Raw genomic sequence first — 15145 nt, 5'->3', positions numbered from 1 at the left:
CCGTCCTGCGAAATATCTTGCAACATTTCGCCAAGGACTCCCCTGCAATGAGCGACGAGCACGAAGACCGCCCCTCCCCCGATTCAGCCACTCCACCGCCGGTAGACACCAGCCGCCGGCGCTTCCTTGGCGGTGCGGCGGTGTTGGGGGTCGGTGCGACCTTAAGTGCCTGCGGTGATACCAGCGAAACACCCAGCACGCCGGTACCGCGACCACTTACGCCTCAAGAGCTGGACAAGGCGTTGCACGACCAGGTGAAGACCGTGGTGGTGATCTATGCCGAGAACCGTAGCTTCAACAACCTGTTTGCCGATTTCCCAGGATTGGAGAAACCGCTTTCAGCGTTATCCGCCACGGACTTCCAGCAGCGCGACCGCGATGGCAGTGTACTGACCACCCTGCCCCCCACGTGGGGCGGCGTATTGCAGATCGGCCCGCAGACAGTGGATGGGGTGACCTATCCCAGCGAAGTGCAATTCCAGCAAAACCTGCCCAACGCGCCGTTCGCTCTCAAGGGGCCTAACGCCGAAGACCTGCCATTGAGCCTGGTGACCCGCGACCTGTGGCACGTGTTCTACCAGAACCAGATGCAGATCAACGGCGGCAAAAACGACGGTTTTGTCGCCTGGGGCGATTCCGGTGGCCTGGTCATGGGCCATTATGCCCAAAGCCGTTATTCCCTGCGCCTGTGGGACGTGGCCAAGGAATTTGTACTCTGCGATAACTTCTTCCAGGGCGCATTTGGCGGCTCGTTCCTGAATCATCAATACCTGATCAGCGCCACGGCGCCGTTCTATCCTGATGCCGCACAGTCGGTGGCCAAGGCACAGATCGCCACGCTGCAAAGCGATGATCCCACCGATACGCGACTCAAGCCTCTGGAAAAATCCCCGGCCAGTGCCATGACCGGCCCGCCGCAATTCGGCCCCAGCGCGCTGACACCGGATGGCTACGGGGTGAACACCCTGGCCCCACCGTATTGGCCCACTTGGATTCGCGACCCGGAAAATCCGGACTATTCCAAACCAGACCTGCCCAACGTACTGGTGCCGCAAACCCACGAGCACATTGGCGACAAGCTGTCGAAAAAGAACATCGACTGGGCCTGGTACGCCGGCGCGTGGCAAGCCACTTTGGAGCAGTTCAAGGATTCCGGTGGCATCCCCAAGATTCCGAACTTCCAGTATCACCACCAGCCGTTCAACTACTTCAAGCAGCAAGGTCCGCAAAACCGCGCTGAACGTGAAAAGCGCCTGCGCGACGGTGGCTTGGGCGATGAGTCGACTACCAACAAGTTCTTCGCCGATGCCCAGGCCGGCAAGCTGCCTGCCGTGAGTTTCTACAAGCCCCAGGGCAACCTGAACATGCACGCCGGTTATGCCGATATCGCCTCGGGTGACCGCCATATCGCCCGCGCCTTGAAGGTGCTGCAAGAAAGCCCGCAGTGGAAAAACATGGTAGTGGTGGTCACCGTCGATGAAAACGGTGGCTGGTGGGACCATGTGGCGCCGCCCAAGGGTGACCGCTGGGGCCCGGGCACGCGGGTGCCGGCCCTGGTGGTGTCGCCGTTTGCGCGCAAAGGCACGGTGGACCATACGGTCTATGACACGGCATCCATCCTGCGCTTGATCACCCGGGCGTTCCAACTGGAGACCCTGGACGGCCTCAAGCAGCGCGATGACGCGATGATTGCCCGCGGCCAGAAACCCATGGGCGATCTGACCAACGCTTTGCAGTTCAACTTGTAGGGGCTTATCCAATAACGACATGCCTGGCGATTTAACACGCGAATTTCCCGGTCAACCGCTACTGTGTGCAAGTGGGCTTTTATCCCGCGCAGACGGGCCTCGCTGACAAGGAACCAACTATGTTTAAACCGACCAGGCTGTCCTTCACCCTGGCCGCACTGCTGGCGAGTGCGGTCGTACAAGCCGACATCGAGGTGCCACTGGGCAGTACGCAACGTGTCACCCAGCTGTTTGCGTTCCCCAATAATTGCAATGTGATCTGCTTTCGGCCGTGGACACTGGAACAGACCGCCGAGCACTATTTGAACCAGAGCCTGCAGCGTGACGGTTACAGCCGGGCCAAGGTCAGCGTGAAAACCCACGACGGCCAGGTCGCGGCGACCTTCAGCGGCGTACCGGATACCTACGGCCAGTCCTTGACCGCCTTGCTCAACACCGCGGACCTGGCTTATCAAGGCGCCAGCCAACTCAATAACGATGGCAAGTGGGCTTATAACTGGTACCTGTTCCTGCCGCTGGGCATGGCCCTGGAGAACCGCAAGAGCATCGAACTGCTGCACTTCCCACCGGACTACTCGCTCACCCAGGCCCAGGACTATCTGGAGTCAGCCACCACCGACCGCTGGGCGGCGCTGCTCACCGACAACGGTATCCCGGCCAGCGAAACGCCGGCCTACCAGACCATCATCGATATCGCCCCCATCGCCGCGCCGTCCAATGCAGGTAAAGACCTGGAAAAGGTCTATAGCTACTTCACCGAGTACCAGACCCGCATGGTCAGGGAACTGAGCCTGCGCGCCAACGGGTCACTGCCGATGGTGGCATTCGGCGCGCCGGTGCGCAGCTGGATCAAGCAACAATACGGCCAGAATGTGGGCGTGCTGGAACTGGCACAAATCAGCCCGGCAGCCGACAAAAACGTACCCGTGTTGGGCGCCAACCACCCCAGCTACATCTGGTATGCAGCGGACCCGGCAAGCTATGACGGCGATGAACAAAAAGCCGACGAGGCCGGTTTGAAAGTAATGGGCCAGGATTTGAGCGCAGCCTGCTGGCAGGCCGGCATGGGCCAGAAACCCGCCAGCGACGCGAATGTGTTGCTCAAGGCGTGCATGAACACCTGGCAAGTCACACGCAAGGAGCAGACCTGTGAGTTGTTCTACACCTCGGTGCGCCACCTGACGCCGGAGCAGGCCAATGCCAAGTGCGCTACACCGCCTATCAAGGCGCAGTTGAAACAGCTGAAAAATGTCGCCCCAGTGCCCACCATCATGGCGCCTGTGCTTTAACGCGAATTAACCGTCTGTACTGTCAAGATTCACAGTAGATATCGAAGCCAACTTCGGCGAATCTTGGGGCCGCGCCCATTTGCTGCAAGACTGGCAGTCAGCCAACACCCGCAGGTCCATGCAGCCCCGTTCAGGAGAGTGATGAAAACTCAAGCCATGGATAAGGCTAAAACCGCGGTCAGCAACTGCCTGTATCCCTTCAAGACGCTGCTCGTGGAGCAAGGTTACCCCTCGACCGAGCACTTCCAGATCAAGCGAGGCGCCCATGGGATGACGGCCGGCGTCATGGCGCGCATTGCCTTTGACAGCCGCGTGCGCATTGCCCAGGTTTCAGGCTATGCCGTCAGCGACCGACGCACGCATACGCTGCAGCTATCGCCGCGTATCCATTTGTACGATTGTTGGTTCTGCGGCCTGTTGCAGCACTCCTGCAACCCGAACGTGTTCCTGGACACCACGTACCTGGAGCTATGGACGGTGCAACCCATCCTCGCCGGTAGCCTGCTGACCCTTGATTACGCCATGACCGAAGACGCACTGGCCCGGCAGTTCGCTTGCCATTGCGGCGAGCTGAACTGCCGGGGTTGGATCACCGGCAGCAAGGAACCGCTGAACGCCGAAGGCCAGGCTTTCATGACCAGGTGGCGCGAACACAAGCGGTCTTAGGCTTCGCCCAGCGGACGCAGGCGGTACTGCGGCGGGAGCTGCTCGAAACCACTGATGGTGGTGTTCAAGCTCTTCCAGCGGCCATCCTTGATGCCATAGATGCAGCCATGGATCGACAGGCTCTGCCCACGGTGCCAGGCATTTTGCACAATGCTGGTATGCCCGACGTTGGCCACCTGCTGGATCACGTTGAGTTCGCACAAACGGTCGACACGTTCTTCTTCCGTCGGCAACTGGGCGAGCAAGTCGCGATTCTCATAGTAGAGATCGCGAATAGTGCGCAGCCAGCCGTCGATCAGGCCGAACTGGCGGTCCTGCATGGATGCACGCACGCCGCCACAGCCATAGTGGCCAGTGACGAGGATGTGCTTGACCTTGAGCACGTCGACTGCGTACTGGATCACCGACAGGCAATTGAGGTCGGTGTGCAGCACCACGTTGGCGACGTTGCGGTGCACGAACAGATCACCGGGCAACATGCCGACGATCTCGTTGGCCGGTACACGGGCATCGGAACAGCCGATCCACAGGTACTCCGGGGTCTGCTGGCGGGCGAGCTTGGCGAAGAATTCGGGATCTTCCTGTTTGATCGCATCCGCCCAGCGTTCGTTGTTATCAAGCAGGTCTTGTAGTTCGTTCATCAGGGAAAGCCTCAGGAATGATGCGCAGTTTTGTGACTGACAACCCCTCGTCCAGGTCACGCCGAGTGTTAATTAGCTTGAATCTTTAGGGAGCCACGCCTGTCCACACACTATAAGCCCCACAGTATGAGGATTGGCCATGACTGAATCACGACGTCCCTACGGCGCAACCCAGCCGGAACCCATTGATGATAACGAAGACCGCATGGGTGAAATGCGCGAGCTGGATTTTGACGAGCAGGACCAGACTGCAGAAATCGGCGACGAGCTGCCCCGCCGTGAGCGCGACCATTTGATGCCCGACGAACGGGTGCGCGAGGCTGGGCTGACCGGGGCTTCGACGGATGAACATGAATCGACAGATGATGATATGAGTCCGGAGACCCTGATCCATGAAGATGGCGCGCGGGATGCGCGCGACGCCGGGGAAGACAACCCTGCCGACTTCGACCTCAGCATTGTGGATGAGGATGAGATTGGCGGCGGCAATGGCCTGGATGAGGCCGAATTGGCCGATCTGGACCCGCTCAACAGCAAACGCTGACACAACGCAGCTCAAAATGTGGGAGGGGGCTTGCCCCCTCCCACATTGGTTCCGGTATTTAGTCGACGAGGGTGCAGGCCATCACGACTGCATCTTCGCGGCCACCCACCGCCGGGTAGTAATCCCGGCGACGGCCAATTTCGTTGAAGCCATAGCGCTCATATAACCGAAACGCCCCGGTATTGCTGTCCCGCACTTCCAGGAAGCACTCCCGGGCATTGGCCGCATAGGCGCGGGACATCAGGTGTTCCAGCAGCGCCAAACCCAATCCGCGCCCCTGGTTTTCCGGTTTAACGGTGATGTTCAGCAAGTGCGCTTCATCGAGAATGATCTGCACCACCCCATGCCCCACCTGCTGCTGGCCTTCAAACATCAGCCAGATTTGATACTTGCCCAGCCCGTCGAGAAAGATCCCCCGGGTCCAGGGGTGGCTGAACGCCGCGTACTCGATTTTCAGCACGGCGTCGAGGTCGGCCTCGGTCATCGGGCGGAAGGATAAAGCCTCACTCATCAGTTGTTTTCCAGCGCGCCATCAGCCGGCGCATGGCTTGCCAGACATCAGCCTTACGCTGTGGCTCTTCCATTAATAATTCCAGGCCCGGCAGGGCCCACACCGAGCCCAGGCTGTCGACCTGCAACTCGCGGTACCAGGCCTCGGCATTGGCTTCGCCGGCAAACCGCACGGCGGGCAGGCCGATCAACCACAGGCACACGCAGGGTTCGTCTTCCAGGCGCGCCGAGACAAAACCCTGGACAAAATCCCGTGCAGCCTCGGGGCCCTGGTCCATAGTGCCGCGCACCAGCAGCGGCCAGCGTACAGGCTCGCCGATGATCTGGGGGCTGTCGGGCAGGCCGGCGGCGCGCAGCATGTCCTTGAGCAGCAGGTAGGCCGGGTCGCGTGACTGGAAACGTTCGCCGGTGGGCAGTTCCACCAGCAAGAGGCAACGCCCGGCCCGCAGCAATTGCAAGGCAAAGCGTGGCGGCGGCACTACCGGCGCCTTGACGATAGGCGCGGCCTCTTCGGCGACCTTGACCGCCTTGGTCACCGGCGAAGGGCGTGGGACTTCGATCCTGGCCCGTTCGACCGCAGGGCGCGTCTCGGGGGCCGGTTTGACCACTGCCACGGGCGCGGCCGCTTCCTCTCCCGAAGTCTCGAACGCCTCATAGGGTTCAAGCGCCTGCAACAACTCGGGCCGCGACGGCGCGGCAAACGGCAGTTCGGTGCGGGGCAGCCAGTTGACCACCTGCATGGCGGTCAAGTAAGCGCGACGTCGGGACTCGATAAGCACAGCTCGGCCACTTGTGGATAAGTAAAGAGCGGGGATTCTACCGCTGTTCGGTAACAATCGCCCACTGTGCACTGACCGGCTGTGGATAAATCCCGCGCCTGATGCAGTACAATCGCGACTTTTAATCGCCAACCAGCCGGCCATTCCCATGATCGAACCCAAGCGCGTCCTGCGCGCCCTCGCCGAACACTGGGCCTTACTCGAGCCTCTGTGCGAACACTTCGACCAAGGCACACTGAGCCTTGCCGAGCTGCGCGCACAATTGGCCGCCCAACAACTGGACAGCACGCCCCAGGACATCACCAGCCTGCTGGACGTGTGGATTCGCCTGGATATCCTGGTGCCTGTGGCCAAGAGCCCGAACCGTTTCGAGCTCAACGCGCAGATCCACGACTTCCTCGCTTATCTTCGCAAGGAACACCGGCTTGGCCTGTGCCTGGAAATCGAAGCCTACCTGCGCCACCTGGAGCGCCTGGCCGGTTATATCCAGGACGCCTTCGACATCCGCGACGGCCACGACCTGGCGCGGCAACTGCGCCTGCTGGACATGCGCGTGCGCGATGTGCTGAAAAAGCTCGCCAACGACGAACAGGCCCTCGCCGCCGTGGCCGACCGCGCCAAGACCAGCGACCGCCAGATTCCGTTGCGCCAGCGTTACGCCGAGGTCTTGGCGACCTGGGACGAATACGTCGAGCCGATGATCCAACTGGTGAACGCCGACGGCGCCTTCGAGCAAGGTGTGCGCAAGGTCGAGAACGTGCTGCTGCGCATGCTTACCGAGCAACAGCGTCTCGGCCACCTGGTGGACGACGACATGCTGCTGCGCACCCACGCGCGCATCCTCGAAATGCAGACCAGCGCCCAGTTGACCTTGCGCCATGCGCGGGAGCTGCTGTTGCCGCTGCGCGAAGAAGCACGCCGACACAACGCCGTGACCCGTGGCGCGGCGCTGGCTCTGTCGGCGATCCGACGCAAGGGCCTGGACGCGGTGCCGCAGGCTGCGATGCCGATGTTTACCCGGCCACAAAGCACCTTCCTGGGCAGTGCCAGCCAGGTCGAGGCTTATGTGTATGCCCTGGCGAATTTCGAGCCGAAACCGGCGCGTTTCCCCAAGGCGCACAAATCCCACAAGGGCGAAGCCCAGCGCGCGCCGCGTACGGTCAAGGAAATGCTCGAGCGCTGCGAGGAAGCACTGCCTATGCCCGACCTGATGACCTGGCTGCTGGAGCAGGAACCGGACGGCGCCACCGACGAATTGCTGTACTGGTTTTCGCGCCTGTCCCGGGAGAAACGCTTCAAGCGCGAACGCCTGGAACGCCGCGATTACCACACCCACGAGCACCAGGTCAGCCTGCGCTCCTTCGCCCTGCTCCCGGCCGGCAGCGACGCCACCGAGAATTCTGCGAGCACGCCTTATGCATCTTGATCTATCCGAACTGTCCCAGCTGGCGCCGATCTTTCGCGAGCTGTTCAAGGGTTACCACGTCAGCCGCCGTGACCCGGAGCTGTACGCGCAACTGTCGAACTTCCAGGACCAATACCGCACGCTGTTCAAGGCCTTGGGCTTCGAGCTGGTGTGCGATACCCGCGGTTTCTATTACTTCGTGCCGGATTCCGCCATTGCCAGCGCACAGGTCAACAAAACTGCCCAGCGCCTGGCCTTGTTTACCTTCATCCTCGTCGAGCATCTGGCCGACCAGGGTCGCGACCCGATTGCCGTGCTCGACGGCGGCAGCCTGGGCCGTGATGAGTTGCCTTCGCTGCTGGAAAAATACCGCGACCTGTTTATCCAGGCCGAAGTGCAGACCCAGGAAGAACTCGAAGAAAAAATCATGCGCCGCATGACCCAACTGGGTTTTGCCAGCGAGGACAACGGCATCTACCGCTTCCTGCCGCCGATGCACCGTTTCCTCGACGTGTGCCTGTCGGTGCAGCAGGACCGCGACCTGGCGGCCAGCGTGCACAGCGTATTGCCGTTGCCAGCGCCGGTGATCATCGACGAAGACAGCGATGAAAAACTGCTGGAGACCGATGACCCGCTGGACCTGAGCGCCTTCAATGAGGAAAGCGAAGAAGACGCCCTGGCCCGTGCCATTGCCGAAGAACAGGAGACCGACGCATGAGTAAGGAACGCTACGGCATCCGCCGCTTCGCCCTATTGAACACCGCTGGCTACAGCCTGGGCTTGTTCCCGCTGGAAGAGCCGCTGTCGGTGTATGGCGCGAACAACCTGGGTAAATCCGCCTCGATCAACGCCTTGCAGTTCCCGATCCTGGCGCGCATGTCGGACATGAGTTTCGGCAAGTACACCCTGGAACAATCGCGGCGCTTCTACTTTGCCACCGACACCAGCTACATCCTGGTGGAGGTCTCCCTGCCCCACGGCCCGCACGTCATCGGCGTGGTCGGGCGTGGGCCAGGCGGCGGTTTCGGTCACCAGTTCTTTGCCTATGCCGGCAAGCTGGACTTGGCCCATTACCAGAAAAACGACACCTGCCTGCGTCAGAAAGAATTGTTCACCAACCTTGAGCGCGAGGGCCTCAAAGCCTACGAACTCAAGCCCGATGAACTGCGGCGCTTGCTGGTGGGCGGCCATACGTCGATCCCGCTGGACCTGACCCTGATCCCGCTGCGCTCCACCAGCGAACAGAGCCTGAAGACCTTCCGTGCGCTGTTTATCAACCTGCTGCACATGCGCGAAATCACGGCGGCCAAGCTCAAGCAGTTGTTCCTTGATGCCTTCGAGCACAGCCTGCGTTCCGGCAGTGTCGACTACATCGCAGCGTGCGAAGAAGCCTTCCGCGATGTGCGACGCATGGAGCAGGACTACAACTCGCTGGTGGCTGCCGGCCCGCTGGTTGAAGCCTTGGCCAATGGTGTGAAACAACGCGACGCCTTGCGCGGCAAACTGCATCGCCTGTCGCCGCTGCTGGATTCATTGCTGGGCACCTGGTCGGACTACGCCAGTGCGCGCAAGGAAGAGCTGACGATCCAGGCCGAACACTACCGCAACGAACAGGATGCGCTGCAGAACGACCAGCGCGGTGGCACCCAGGAACTGATGCGCCTGGAGCGGGAAATCAGTGGCATCCAGCGCTGGTTGGGCGAATTGTCGGTGCTCAAGCATCGCTTCGCGCTGGTGAATGACGTCAAGGTGCTGGAGCAACAGTTGCTCGCGGCCAAGGACGCTCACGATGAACTGGCGGGCGCCCTGGCGCAGTCGCGGCAGTTCAGCGCCGAAGATCTGGACGAGCGTCTGCGCGACCTGGAAAAACGTTTGAAGTCGGTCAGGCAACAGCTCGATCACGCCGACAACAACAGCTACGCCAAGCTGCGCGAAGAATTCTCGCAGCAGGATGTCGAGCGCCTGATGCGCCTGTTCAACAGTTCGTTGTTCAGCCTGCCGCTAGGTGAACATGGCATCACGCTGGACGAGGACGGCCAGTGGGTCAAATCCCTGGAACAGATCCTCGATGGCTTCAAGGGCGAGCGCTTTGAAGTGCCGGGGCTGTCCATCGACATCTCGCACATCGAGCCTCCGGCCTTGCAAGCCCTGGCGGATCGCGCCGCGTTGCGTGACCAGAAAGAGCGCCTGGAAAAAGAACTCAAGCAACTGAAAACCCAGCAGGCCGTGGCTTCCGACCGCGCAGCGAGCAAGACCCAGACCGAAGCGCTGTACCAGCAGGTGCTGGACGCGCAGAAGGCGCTGGAGGACTTCCGCCGCACCCAGACCCTGAGTGCCGAGGAAGGCGAGAAGCTCGAACAACTGGCGCAGATGGAAGCCGCTCAGGACGAGTTGAAGCGCTCCAGCGATGCGTTTACCGAGCGCGTGCAGCAACTGTCGGCCAAGCTGCAATTGGTCGGCCGCCAGATCGGCGACATGGAAGCCAAGCAACGTACGCTGGATGACGCGCTGCGTCGTCGCCAACTGTTGCCGGCAGACCTGCCGTTTGGCACACCGTTCATGGACCCGGTCGACGATTCCATGGACAACCTGCTGCCGCTGCTCAATGACTATCAGGACAGCTGGCAGGGCTTGCTGCGCGCCGATGGCCAGATCGAAGCACTGTACGCCCAGGTACGCCTCAAGGGGGTGGCCAAGTTCGACAGTGAGGATGACGTCGAACGTCGTCTGCAACTGCTGATCAACGCCTATGCGCACCGTACCGACGAGGCGCTGACCCTCGGCAAGGCGCGCCGTGCAGCGGTCACCGACATCGCCCGTACCTTGCGCAATATCCGCAGCGACTACGACAGCCTGGAACACCAGCTGGCGCTGTTCAACCGCGAGATCAACAAGCGCCAGGTCTCCAACCTGCAAAGCTTCCGCATCGTGCTGGCGCCGAACAAGGAAGCCCTCAAGCATATCGACCAGATCATCCACAGTGCCGGCCAGTATGAAGAAGGCGAGACGCTGTCGGTGTTCGACCTCAGCCAGAGCGCCGAGCAGGACAACAAGAACGAAGAGGCCAAGGAGTACCTGGCACGCCTGGTGGCTGCCAACCATAACCAACTGGGCCTAAAGGATCTGTTCGAACTGGCGTTCGAGATCACCAAGGTACACGGCCAGCCGGTGATCCATACCGACATCGACGGCGCTGCGTCCAACGGCACCACCATGACCATCAAGGCGCTGACCAACATGTACTTGTTGTTGCACCTGATGGACCGCGATCAGGCCGGTCGTGTGCGCCTGCCTTACTACCTCGACGAAGCGGCGGACATCGACGAGAAGAACCAGGCGGCACTGCTGGAAACCAGCCTGCAACTGGGCTTCGTGCCGATCCTGGCCAGTGTGAAGCCGCAGGTGTCCGCCCAGGTGGCGATCGACCTGGAAGGCGGCAGCGGGCCGAACGGGATCTACATCGATGAGGCGGACTGGAAGTACATCCGTCGCCATGATGTGGTGAAGGCGACGGTGAATGTGCAGGCGGACGAGCCGGAGCTGGATGAGGTCTGACGTGTTGCGCTGAAATGCAAAAAGGCCGCGATCTTATGGATCGCGGCCTTTTTCGGCTTGGGTTTTGTGGTGTGTATGTGGGCCTCATCGCGGGCAAGCCCGGCTCCCACAGTTGGAATGCATACTTGCTGAAAATGCATATCCCTGTGGGAGCCGGGCTTGCCCGCGATAGCCGCAACTCGGTCTACTTGCCCAATGGAATCTTAGGCGCCCAGGTCAGCCATTCATCCTCAAACTTGTCGAACAACGGGAACGTCTGCTGCGGTCGCGCCGGGTTACCCATGCGCTCACCGTCCGGCGTGGCAAAGGCAATCCCGCCGGCTACCAACGTCTCCAGGGACTCGGTACGCACGGTCGCGCCCTTGAACAAGCCGAAGTCGAGCCCGAAGCCGCTGGTGTTCCAGAAGCGACTGCCACTGCGTACCAGTGGCGCGTATTTGGGTTCGATCAGAATGTGCACCAGCACACGGTCGGCGGTTTGGCCCAACTCATAGCCGGTAACTTTGCCCACGGTGACTTCACGGTAGGTGACCGGCACGCCTTCCTTCAACGAACCACGGCGAGCGGCGCTGAGTGTCAGGCTCAGGCCCGCTTCCTGATGCACTGCTTCAGGTGGCTGGGCCAGGGCGACAAAACTCTTCTGCGGGCCGGCATTTTTCGTCGCCGGTTGCACTTCGATGTATTGGCCGGTGACCAGGGTTTCCAGGTTAGCCGTCTTCATCAGCCCCAGTTCAGGCTTGACCACCCAGAATTGGCTGCCCGTGCGAGCGATGCGGTCGGCCACTTGGGTGATACGCGCTTTGAGCAGCACCGATTGCATGTCGGCACTGAGATCGACGCTCTCGATCTTGCCCACATCCAGGCCCTTGAAGCGTATCGGCGTGCCTGGGCTCAGGCCGTCGGCGCGGTCGACCTTGATGGTCACCTGGGTCCCGTGCTGGTTGGCGGCCTCACGGTCAGCGAACAGACGGAAGCGCGGGATGCGGCGTTTGAGCGGCACATTCGGTTCCGGCGTTTCGAAAGCGATACCACCCGCCATCAGGCTAGCCAGGGACTCACTCTTGACCTGGATGCCGCCGGTAAGCCCGCCGGTGAGGGTAACGCCGCTGGCATTCCAGAAACGCGTGGAGCCGTTGACCAGGCTTTCATATTCTTTCTCGATATGAACACCGATCACCAGCTGCTTCTTCTTGTGTGAAAACTGATAGCTCTGCACCGAGCCGACCTTGACCTGCTTGTACAGGATTGGACTGCCCACATCCAGCGAGCCCAGGCTGTCGGTGAGCAACACCATATGCAAGCCTGGGGAGCGCAGGTCCAAAGGCGGTGCCTTGGCGCGGGCCACGTATTCACGCTGCGGTGGCGTACCTTTGTCACCCGGACGGATGGCGATGTAGTTGCCTTTGACCAGTGCTTCCAGGCCAGTGATACCAGCCAGGGAGATGGACGGCTTGACCACCCAGAATTGCGTGTCCTGGACCAGGTAGTCTTCGGCCAATGGATCGAGGGTCAACTCGGCGCTGGCACTGGACAGGTCCGGGTCGATCTTCAGGGTTTTCAGGCTACCCACCTGGATGCCCTTGTACATGACTGGAGTCCGGCCGGCCTGCAGGCCTTCGAAGTCGGTGAGTTTGACCTTGACCTTGATACCCGCTGCGGCGGCATCGAAATCTTCGTATAGGCGGAACGGCAGGCTCGGGTCGGTGGGCGGGCTGTCTTTGCGATTCTCCGGCGTGGCGAAGGCGATACCGCCGGCGACAATGCTGGAGAGGGATTCGCTGCGCACTTTCACCCCGGAGAGATTGGCGTCGATACTGATGCCGCTGGCGTTCCAGAAGCGCGTGTGTTTGCGCACCAGGTTGGCGTAGGTTGGCTCAATGTAGACCTTGATCTCGACGGTACTCTGGTCTTCAGACAACAGGTAGCTTTTGACCTGGCCGACCTGAATCTGCTTGTAGAACACCGGGCTGCCGCGGTTCAGCGAGCCCAGGCGGTCGGCCTTGAGAGTCAGGTGCAAGCCGGGCTTGGCATCGGATAACGGTGGTTCTTCGGAAAGTGCCTTGAATTTGCGCGTGGGCTCGCCATCGCCCGGGCTGGCGGCGATGTAGTTACCCGAGACCAGGGTCTCCAGGCCGGTAATGCCGGCCAGGCTGACGCTGGGCTTGACCAACCAGAAGCGGGTGTTGGTCTTGAGGTATTGCTCGACATCCTTGTTCATCTCGATGGTAGCAATCACCCCGCGATTGCTGCCCTCGTCGTCCAGGGCCAAGGCTTTGACCTTGCCTACGGTCATGCCTTTGTAGACCACTTCGGTCTTGTTGACCTGGATACCTTCGCCGCTCTCGAAGCGAACCTGGATCTCGATGCCTTGCTGGGAATAGGCACGCCATCCCAGCCAGCCGCCGATGATCAGGGCAATCAGGGGCAACACCCAAATGGCCGACCAATTGGAGGCTGGGCGGGTTTTAGCTTTAGGCAATTCACTCATGGTCGTCGTCCGACTCCGTGTTATCCCAAATCAGTCGGGGATCGAAAGTTACTGCGGCAAGCATCGTCAAGATCACCACACTGGCGAATGCTGCAGCACCGAGATTGGCCTCGACACTGGCAAGTCGCCCAAAGTTAACGACCGCCACCAGGATGGCGATCACGAAGATATCCAGCATGGACCAGCGGCCAATGAATTCGATAAAGCGGTACATCACAATGCGTTGTTGCGCGGACAGCGGTTGGTGACGCTGCACCGAGAACAGCAGCAGGCCGATGCCTACCAACTTGAACGTCGGCACCAGGATACTGGCGATGAATACCACGGCGGCGATGGGAAACATCCCGTGCTGCACCAGCTGGATGACACCCGACATGATGGTGCTGGGGTCGCCTTGGCCGAGGGAGTTCACGGTCATGATTGGCAACAGGTTGGCGGGGATATACAGAATCGCCGCGGTCACCAGTAATGCCCAAGTACGTGTAAGGCTGTTGGGACGCCGAGCATGGATCAACGCACCGCAACGGGTGCAGAGCTGCTCGTCGGCATCCGCTTCCTGCTTGTTCAATTCATGGCATTCGGTACACACCAGAATGCCTGCATCAATCGCCCGCATGATCATCTTCTCCTGACAGTGCTCGCCAGACCTGGTGGGGCGACATCACCACCTCCAGCAGTACTTGAACCATTAATAGACTGATGAAACAGGCCAGGCCCAGGCCGACCGTAATGGAGGCCATGTCGGCGAGCTTTACGATTGCCACCAGCACGCCCATCAAATAGACCTCCAACATCCCCCAATCCTTCATGTGGTGGTAGATGCGGTACAGCAGCAGCCCATAACTGCGGCCGATCTTCCAGCGAATGCTGAGCAATACGGCTAATTGGCAGAGCAGCTTGAGCAAGGGAATGCCCATGCTGCACAGGAACACCACCACGGCAACGCCTTGCATACCGGAATCGAACAGGCCGACGACGCCGCTCCACACAGTGTCCTGCGAGGTCTGTCCGAGTAGATTGAGCTGCATGATGGGCAGAAAGTTCGCAGGGACGTACAGCAGTAGGGCTGCGAGCACCAAGGCCAGGCTTCGTTCGACGACATTGTGGCGATGAGCGTACAGCTCGTAACCACAACGCGGGCATTGGGCTTTTTCGCCGCGGGCGAGTGTTGGCTTGCGCATCAGCAAGTCGCACTCATGGCATGCCACCAGGTCGTCCAGTGGTAAATCTGACACCTCAACGGCATCAACCGGATCGGGCATAGATAGGGCTCTGACTCTAAAAATGGTTAGGTGGCTATTCTAGTGGTCTGGTTCAGAAATAACTGTGCAATTTTGTCGGGGCTGGATGGGAGAGAGTGTCAGGCGTGCGGGGACATCGTGGACACTTTCCAAGCGCCCAAAACAAAACCCCAACTGCTTTCGCAATTGGGGTTTCGGAATTTAATCTTGACGATGACCTACTCTCACATGGGGAAACCCCACACTACCATCGGCGATGCATCGTTTCACTACTGAGTT

13 protein-coding genes are annotated in these 15145 nt (G+C 60.5%); 7 read left to right on the top strand and 6 right to left on the bottom strand.

What is annotated here, in order from left to right; all coding sequences use genetic code 11:
* The first annotated feature begins 47 nt into the window (after positions 1–47).
* The 3 genes from TU73_RS20590 (at position 48) to TU73_RS20580 (ending at position 3703) form a co-directional block, all read left to right on the top strand.
* A complete protein-coding gene (locus tag TU73_RS20590) occupies positions 48–1748 on the top strand; it encodes an acid phosphatase (RefSeq protein ID WP_057013766.1) in 1701 nt (566 codons plus the stop codon).
* Positions 1749–1867: 119 nt separating this feature from the next.
* Positions 1868–3037, top strand: coding sequence for a hypothetical protein (locus TU73_RS20585; RefSeq protein WP_057013765.1), 1170 nt, complete (start codon positions 1868–1870; stop codon positions 3035–3037).
* 141 nt (positions 3038–3178) lie between these two features.
* Complete coding sequence (locus TU73_RS20580; RefSeq protein WP_057013764.1) at positions 3179–3703, top strand: hypothetical protein; 525 nt, start codon at positions 3179–3181, stop codon at positions 3701–3703.
* Here TU73_RS20580 and can read toward each other — a convergent pair.
* The gene (gene can / locus TU73_RS20575; RefSeq protein ID WP_010213394.1) at positions 3700–4344 is read right to left on the bottom strand and encodes a carbonate dehydratase; all 645 of its coding nucleotides are present in this window, start codon (positions 4342–4344) and stop codon (positions 3700–3702) included. The two genes, TU73_RS20580 and can, sit on opposite strands and share 4 nt — an antisense overlap.
* A 139-nt stretch (positions 4345–4483) precedes the next feature.
* On the opposite strand from can, the gene TU73_RS20570 reads away from it, so the two are divergent.
* The gene (locus tag TU73_RS20570; RefSeq protein WP_057013763.1) at positions 4484–4888 is read left to right on the top strand and encodes a hypothetical protein; all 405 of its coding nucleotides are present in this window, start codon (positions 4484–4486) and stop codon (positions 4886–4888) included.
* A 58-nt stretch (positions 4889–4946) separates the two neighbouring features.
* On the opposite strand, the gene rimI is transcribed toward TU73_RS20570, so the two are convergent.
* A complete protein-coding gene (rimI, locus tag TU73_RS20565; protein ID WP_057013762.1) occupies positions 4947–5399 on the bottom strand; it encodes a ribosomal protein S18-alanine N-acetyltransferase in 453 nt (150 codons plus the stop codon).
* Positions 5392–6138: a hypothetical protein gene (locus tag TU73_RS20560; RefSeq protein ID WP_057013761.1), complete on the bottom strand. Its 747-nt coding sequence runs from the start codon at positions 6136–6138 to the stop codon at positions 5392–5394. Before TU73_RS20560 ends, rimI begins: the two co-directional genes overlap by 8 nt.
* Before the next feature lie 187 nt (positions 6139–6325).
* On the opposite strand from TU73_RS20560, the gene mksB reads away from it, so the two are divergent.
* The 3 genes from mksB to mksF are packed head-to-tail and all read left to right on the top strand — an operon-like array spanning position 6326 to position 11137.
* Positions 6326–7603 carry an Mks condensin complex protein MksB gene (mksB, locus tag TU73_RS20555; RefSeq protein WP_043050869.1) on the top strand — a complete coding sequence of 426 codons (1278 nt, stop codon included), beginning with the start codon at positions 6326–6328 and terminating at the stop codon, positions 7601–7603.
* Positions 7593–8300 (top strand): Mks condensin complex protein MksE, encoded by a 708-nt coding sequence (gene mksE / locus TU73_RS20550; RefSeq protein ID WP_043050870.1) that lies wholly within the window; start codon positions 7593–7595, stop codon positions 8298–8300. Before mksB ends, mksE begins: the two co-directional genes overlap by 11 nt.
* Positions 8297–11137: an Mks condensin complex protein MksF gene (gene mksF / locus TU73_RS20545; protein ID WP_057013760.1), complete on the top strand. Its 2841-nt coding sequence runs from the start codon at positions 8297–8299 to the stop codon at positions 11135–11137. Before mksE ends, mksF begins: the two co-directional genes overlap by 4 nt.
* 184 nt (positions 11138–11321) lie before the next feature.
* Here the strand turns inward: mksF and TU73_RS20540 are convergent, their stop codons facing one another.
* The 3 genes from TU73_RS20540 to TU73_RS20530 are packed head-to-tail and all read right to left on the bottom strand — an operon-like array spanning position 11322 to position 14887.
* Positions 11322–13625, bottom strand: a complete 2304-nt coding sequence (locus TU73_RS20540; protein WP_057013759.1) for a PqiB family protein — start codon at positions 13623–13625, stop codon at positions 11322–11324.
* On the bottom strand, positions 13618–14241 hold the full coding sequence (locus TU73_RS20535) for a paraquat-inducible protein A (RefSeq protein ID WP_057013758.1): 624 nt from the start codon (positions 14239–14241) through the stop codon (positions 13618–13620). The genes TU73_RS20540 and TU73_RS20535 overlap by 8 nt, the downstream gene beginning before the upstream one ends.
* Entirely contained in the window at positions 14228–14887 is a 660-nt protein-coding gene (locus tag TU73_RS20530) for a paraquat-inducible protein A (protein ID WP_057013757.1), read from the bottom strand. Before TU73_RS20530 ends, TU73_RS20535 begins: the two co-directional genes overlap by 14 nt.
* Positions 14888–15145 lie beyond the last annotated feature (258 nt).

The organism is Pseudomonas libanensis, from assembly GCF_001439685.1.
Taxonomy (GTDB): Bacteria; Pseudomonadota; Gammaproteobacteria; order Pseudomonadales; family Pseudomonadaceae; genus Aquipseudomonas; species Aquipseudomonas libanensis.
Note: the sequence above shows the minus strand (reverse complement) of the source record. Positions and strands in the feature narration are given on the sequence as shown.

What these genes read in the sequence shown, in the direction of transcription:
- TU73_RS20590 (WP_057013766.1), top strand. Translation starts at nt 48, where the DNA reads ATGAGCGACGAGCACGAAGACCGCCCCTCCCCCGATTCAGCCACTCCA.
- TU73_RS20585 (WP_057013765.1), top strand. Translation starts at nt 1,868, where the DNA reads ATGTTTAAACCGACCAGGCTGTCCTTCACCCTGGCCGCACTGCTGGCG.
- TU73_RS20580 (WP_057013764.1), top strand. Translation starts at nt 3,179, where the DNA reads ATGAAAACTCAAGCCATGGATAAGGCTAAAACCGCGGTCAGCAACTGC.
- can (WP_010213394.1), bottom strand. Translation starts at nt 4,344, where the DNA reads ATGAACGAACTACAAGACCTGCTTGATAACAACGAACGCTGGGCGGAT.
- TU73_RS20570 (WP_057013763.1), top strand. Translation starts at nt 4,484, where the DNA reads ATGACTGAATCACGACGTCCCTACGGCGCAACCCAGCCGGAACCCATT.
- rimI (WP_057013762.1), bottom strand. Translation starts at nt 5,399, where the DNA reads ATGAGTGAGGCTTTATCCTTCCGCCCGATGACCGAGGCCGACCTCGAC.
- TU73_RS20560 (WP_057013761.1), bottom strand. Translation starts at nt 6,138, where the DNA reads ATGCAGGTGGTCAACTGGCTGCCCCGCACCGAACTGCCGTTTGCCGCG.
- mksB (WP_043050869.1), top strand. Translation starts at nt 6,326, where the DNA reads ATGATCGAACCCAAGCGCGTCCTGCGCGCCCTCGCCGAACACTGGGCC.
- mksE (WP_043050870.1), top strand. Translation starts at nt 7,593, where the DNA reads ATGCATCTTGATCTATCCGAACTGTCCCAGCTGGCGCCGATCTTTCGC.
- mksF (WP_057013760.1), top strand. Translation starts at nt 8,297, where the DNA reads ATGAGTAAGGAACGCTACGGCATCCGCCGCTTCGCCCTATTGAACACC.
- TU73_RS20540 (WP_057013759.1), bottom strand. Translation starts at nt 13,625, where the DNA reads ATGAGTGAATTGCCTAAAGCTAAAACCCGCCCAGCCTCCAATTGGTCG.
- TU73_RS20535 (WP_057013758.1), bottom strand. Translation starts at nt 14,241, where the DNA reads ATGCGGGCGATTGATGCAGGCATTCTGGTGTGTACCGAATGCCATGAA.
- TU73_RS20530 (WP_057013757.1), bottom strand. Translation starts at nt 14,887, where the DNA reads ATGCCCGATCCGGTTGATGCCGTTGAGGTGTCAGATTTACCACTGGAC.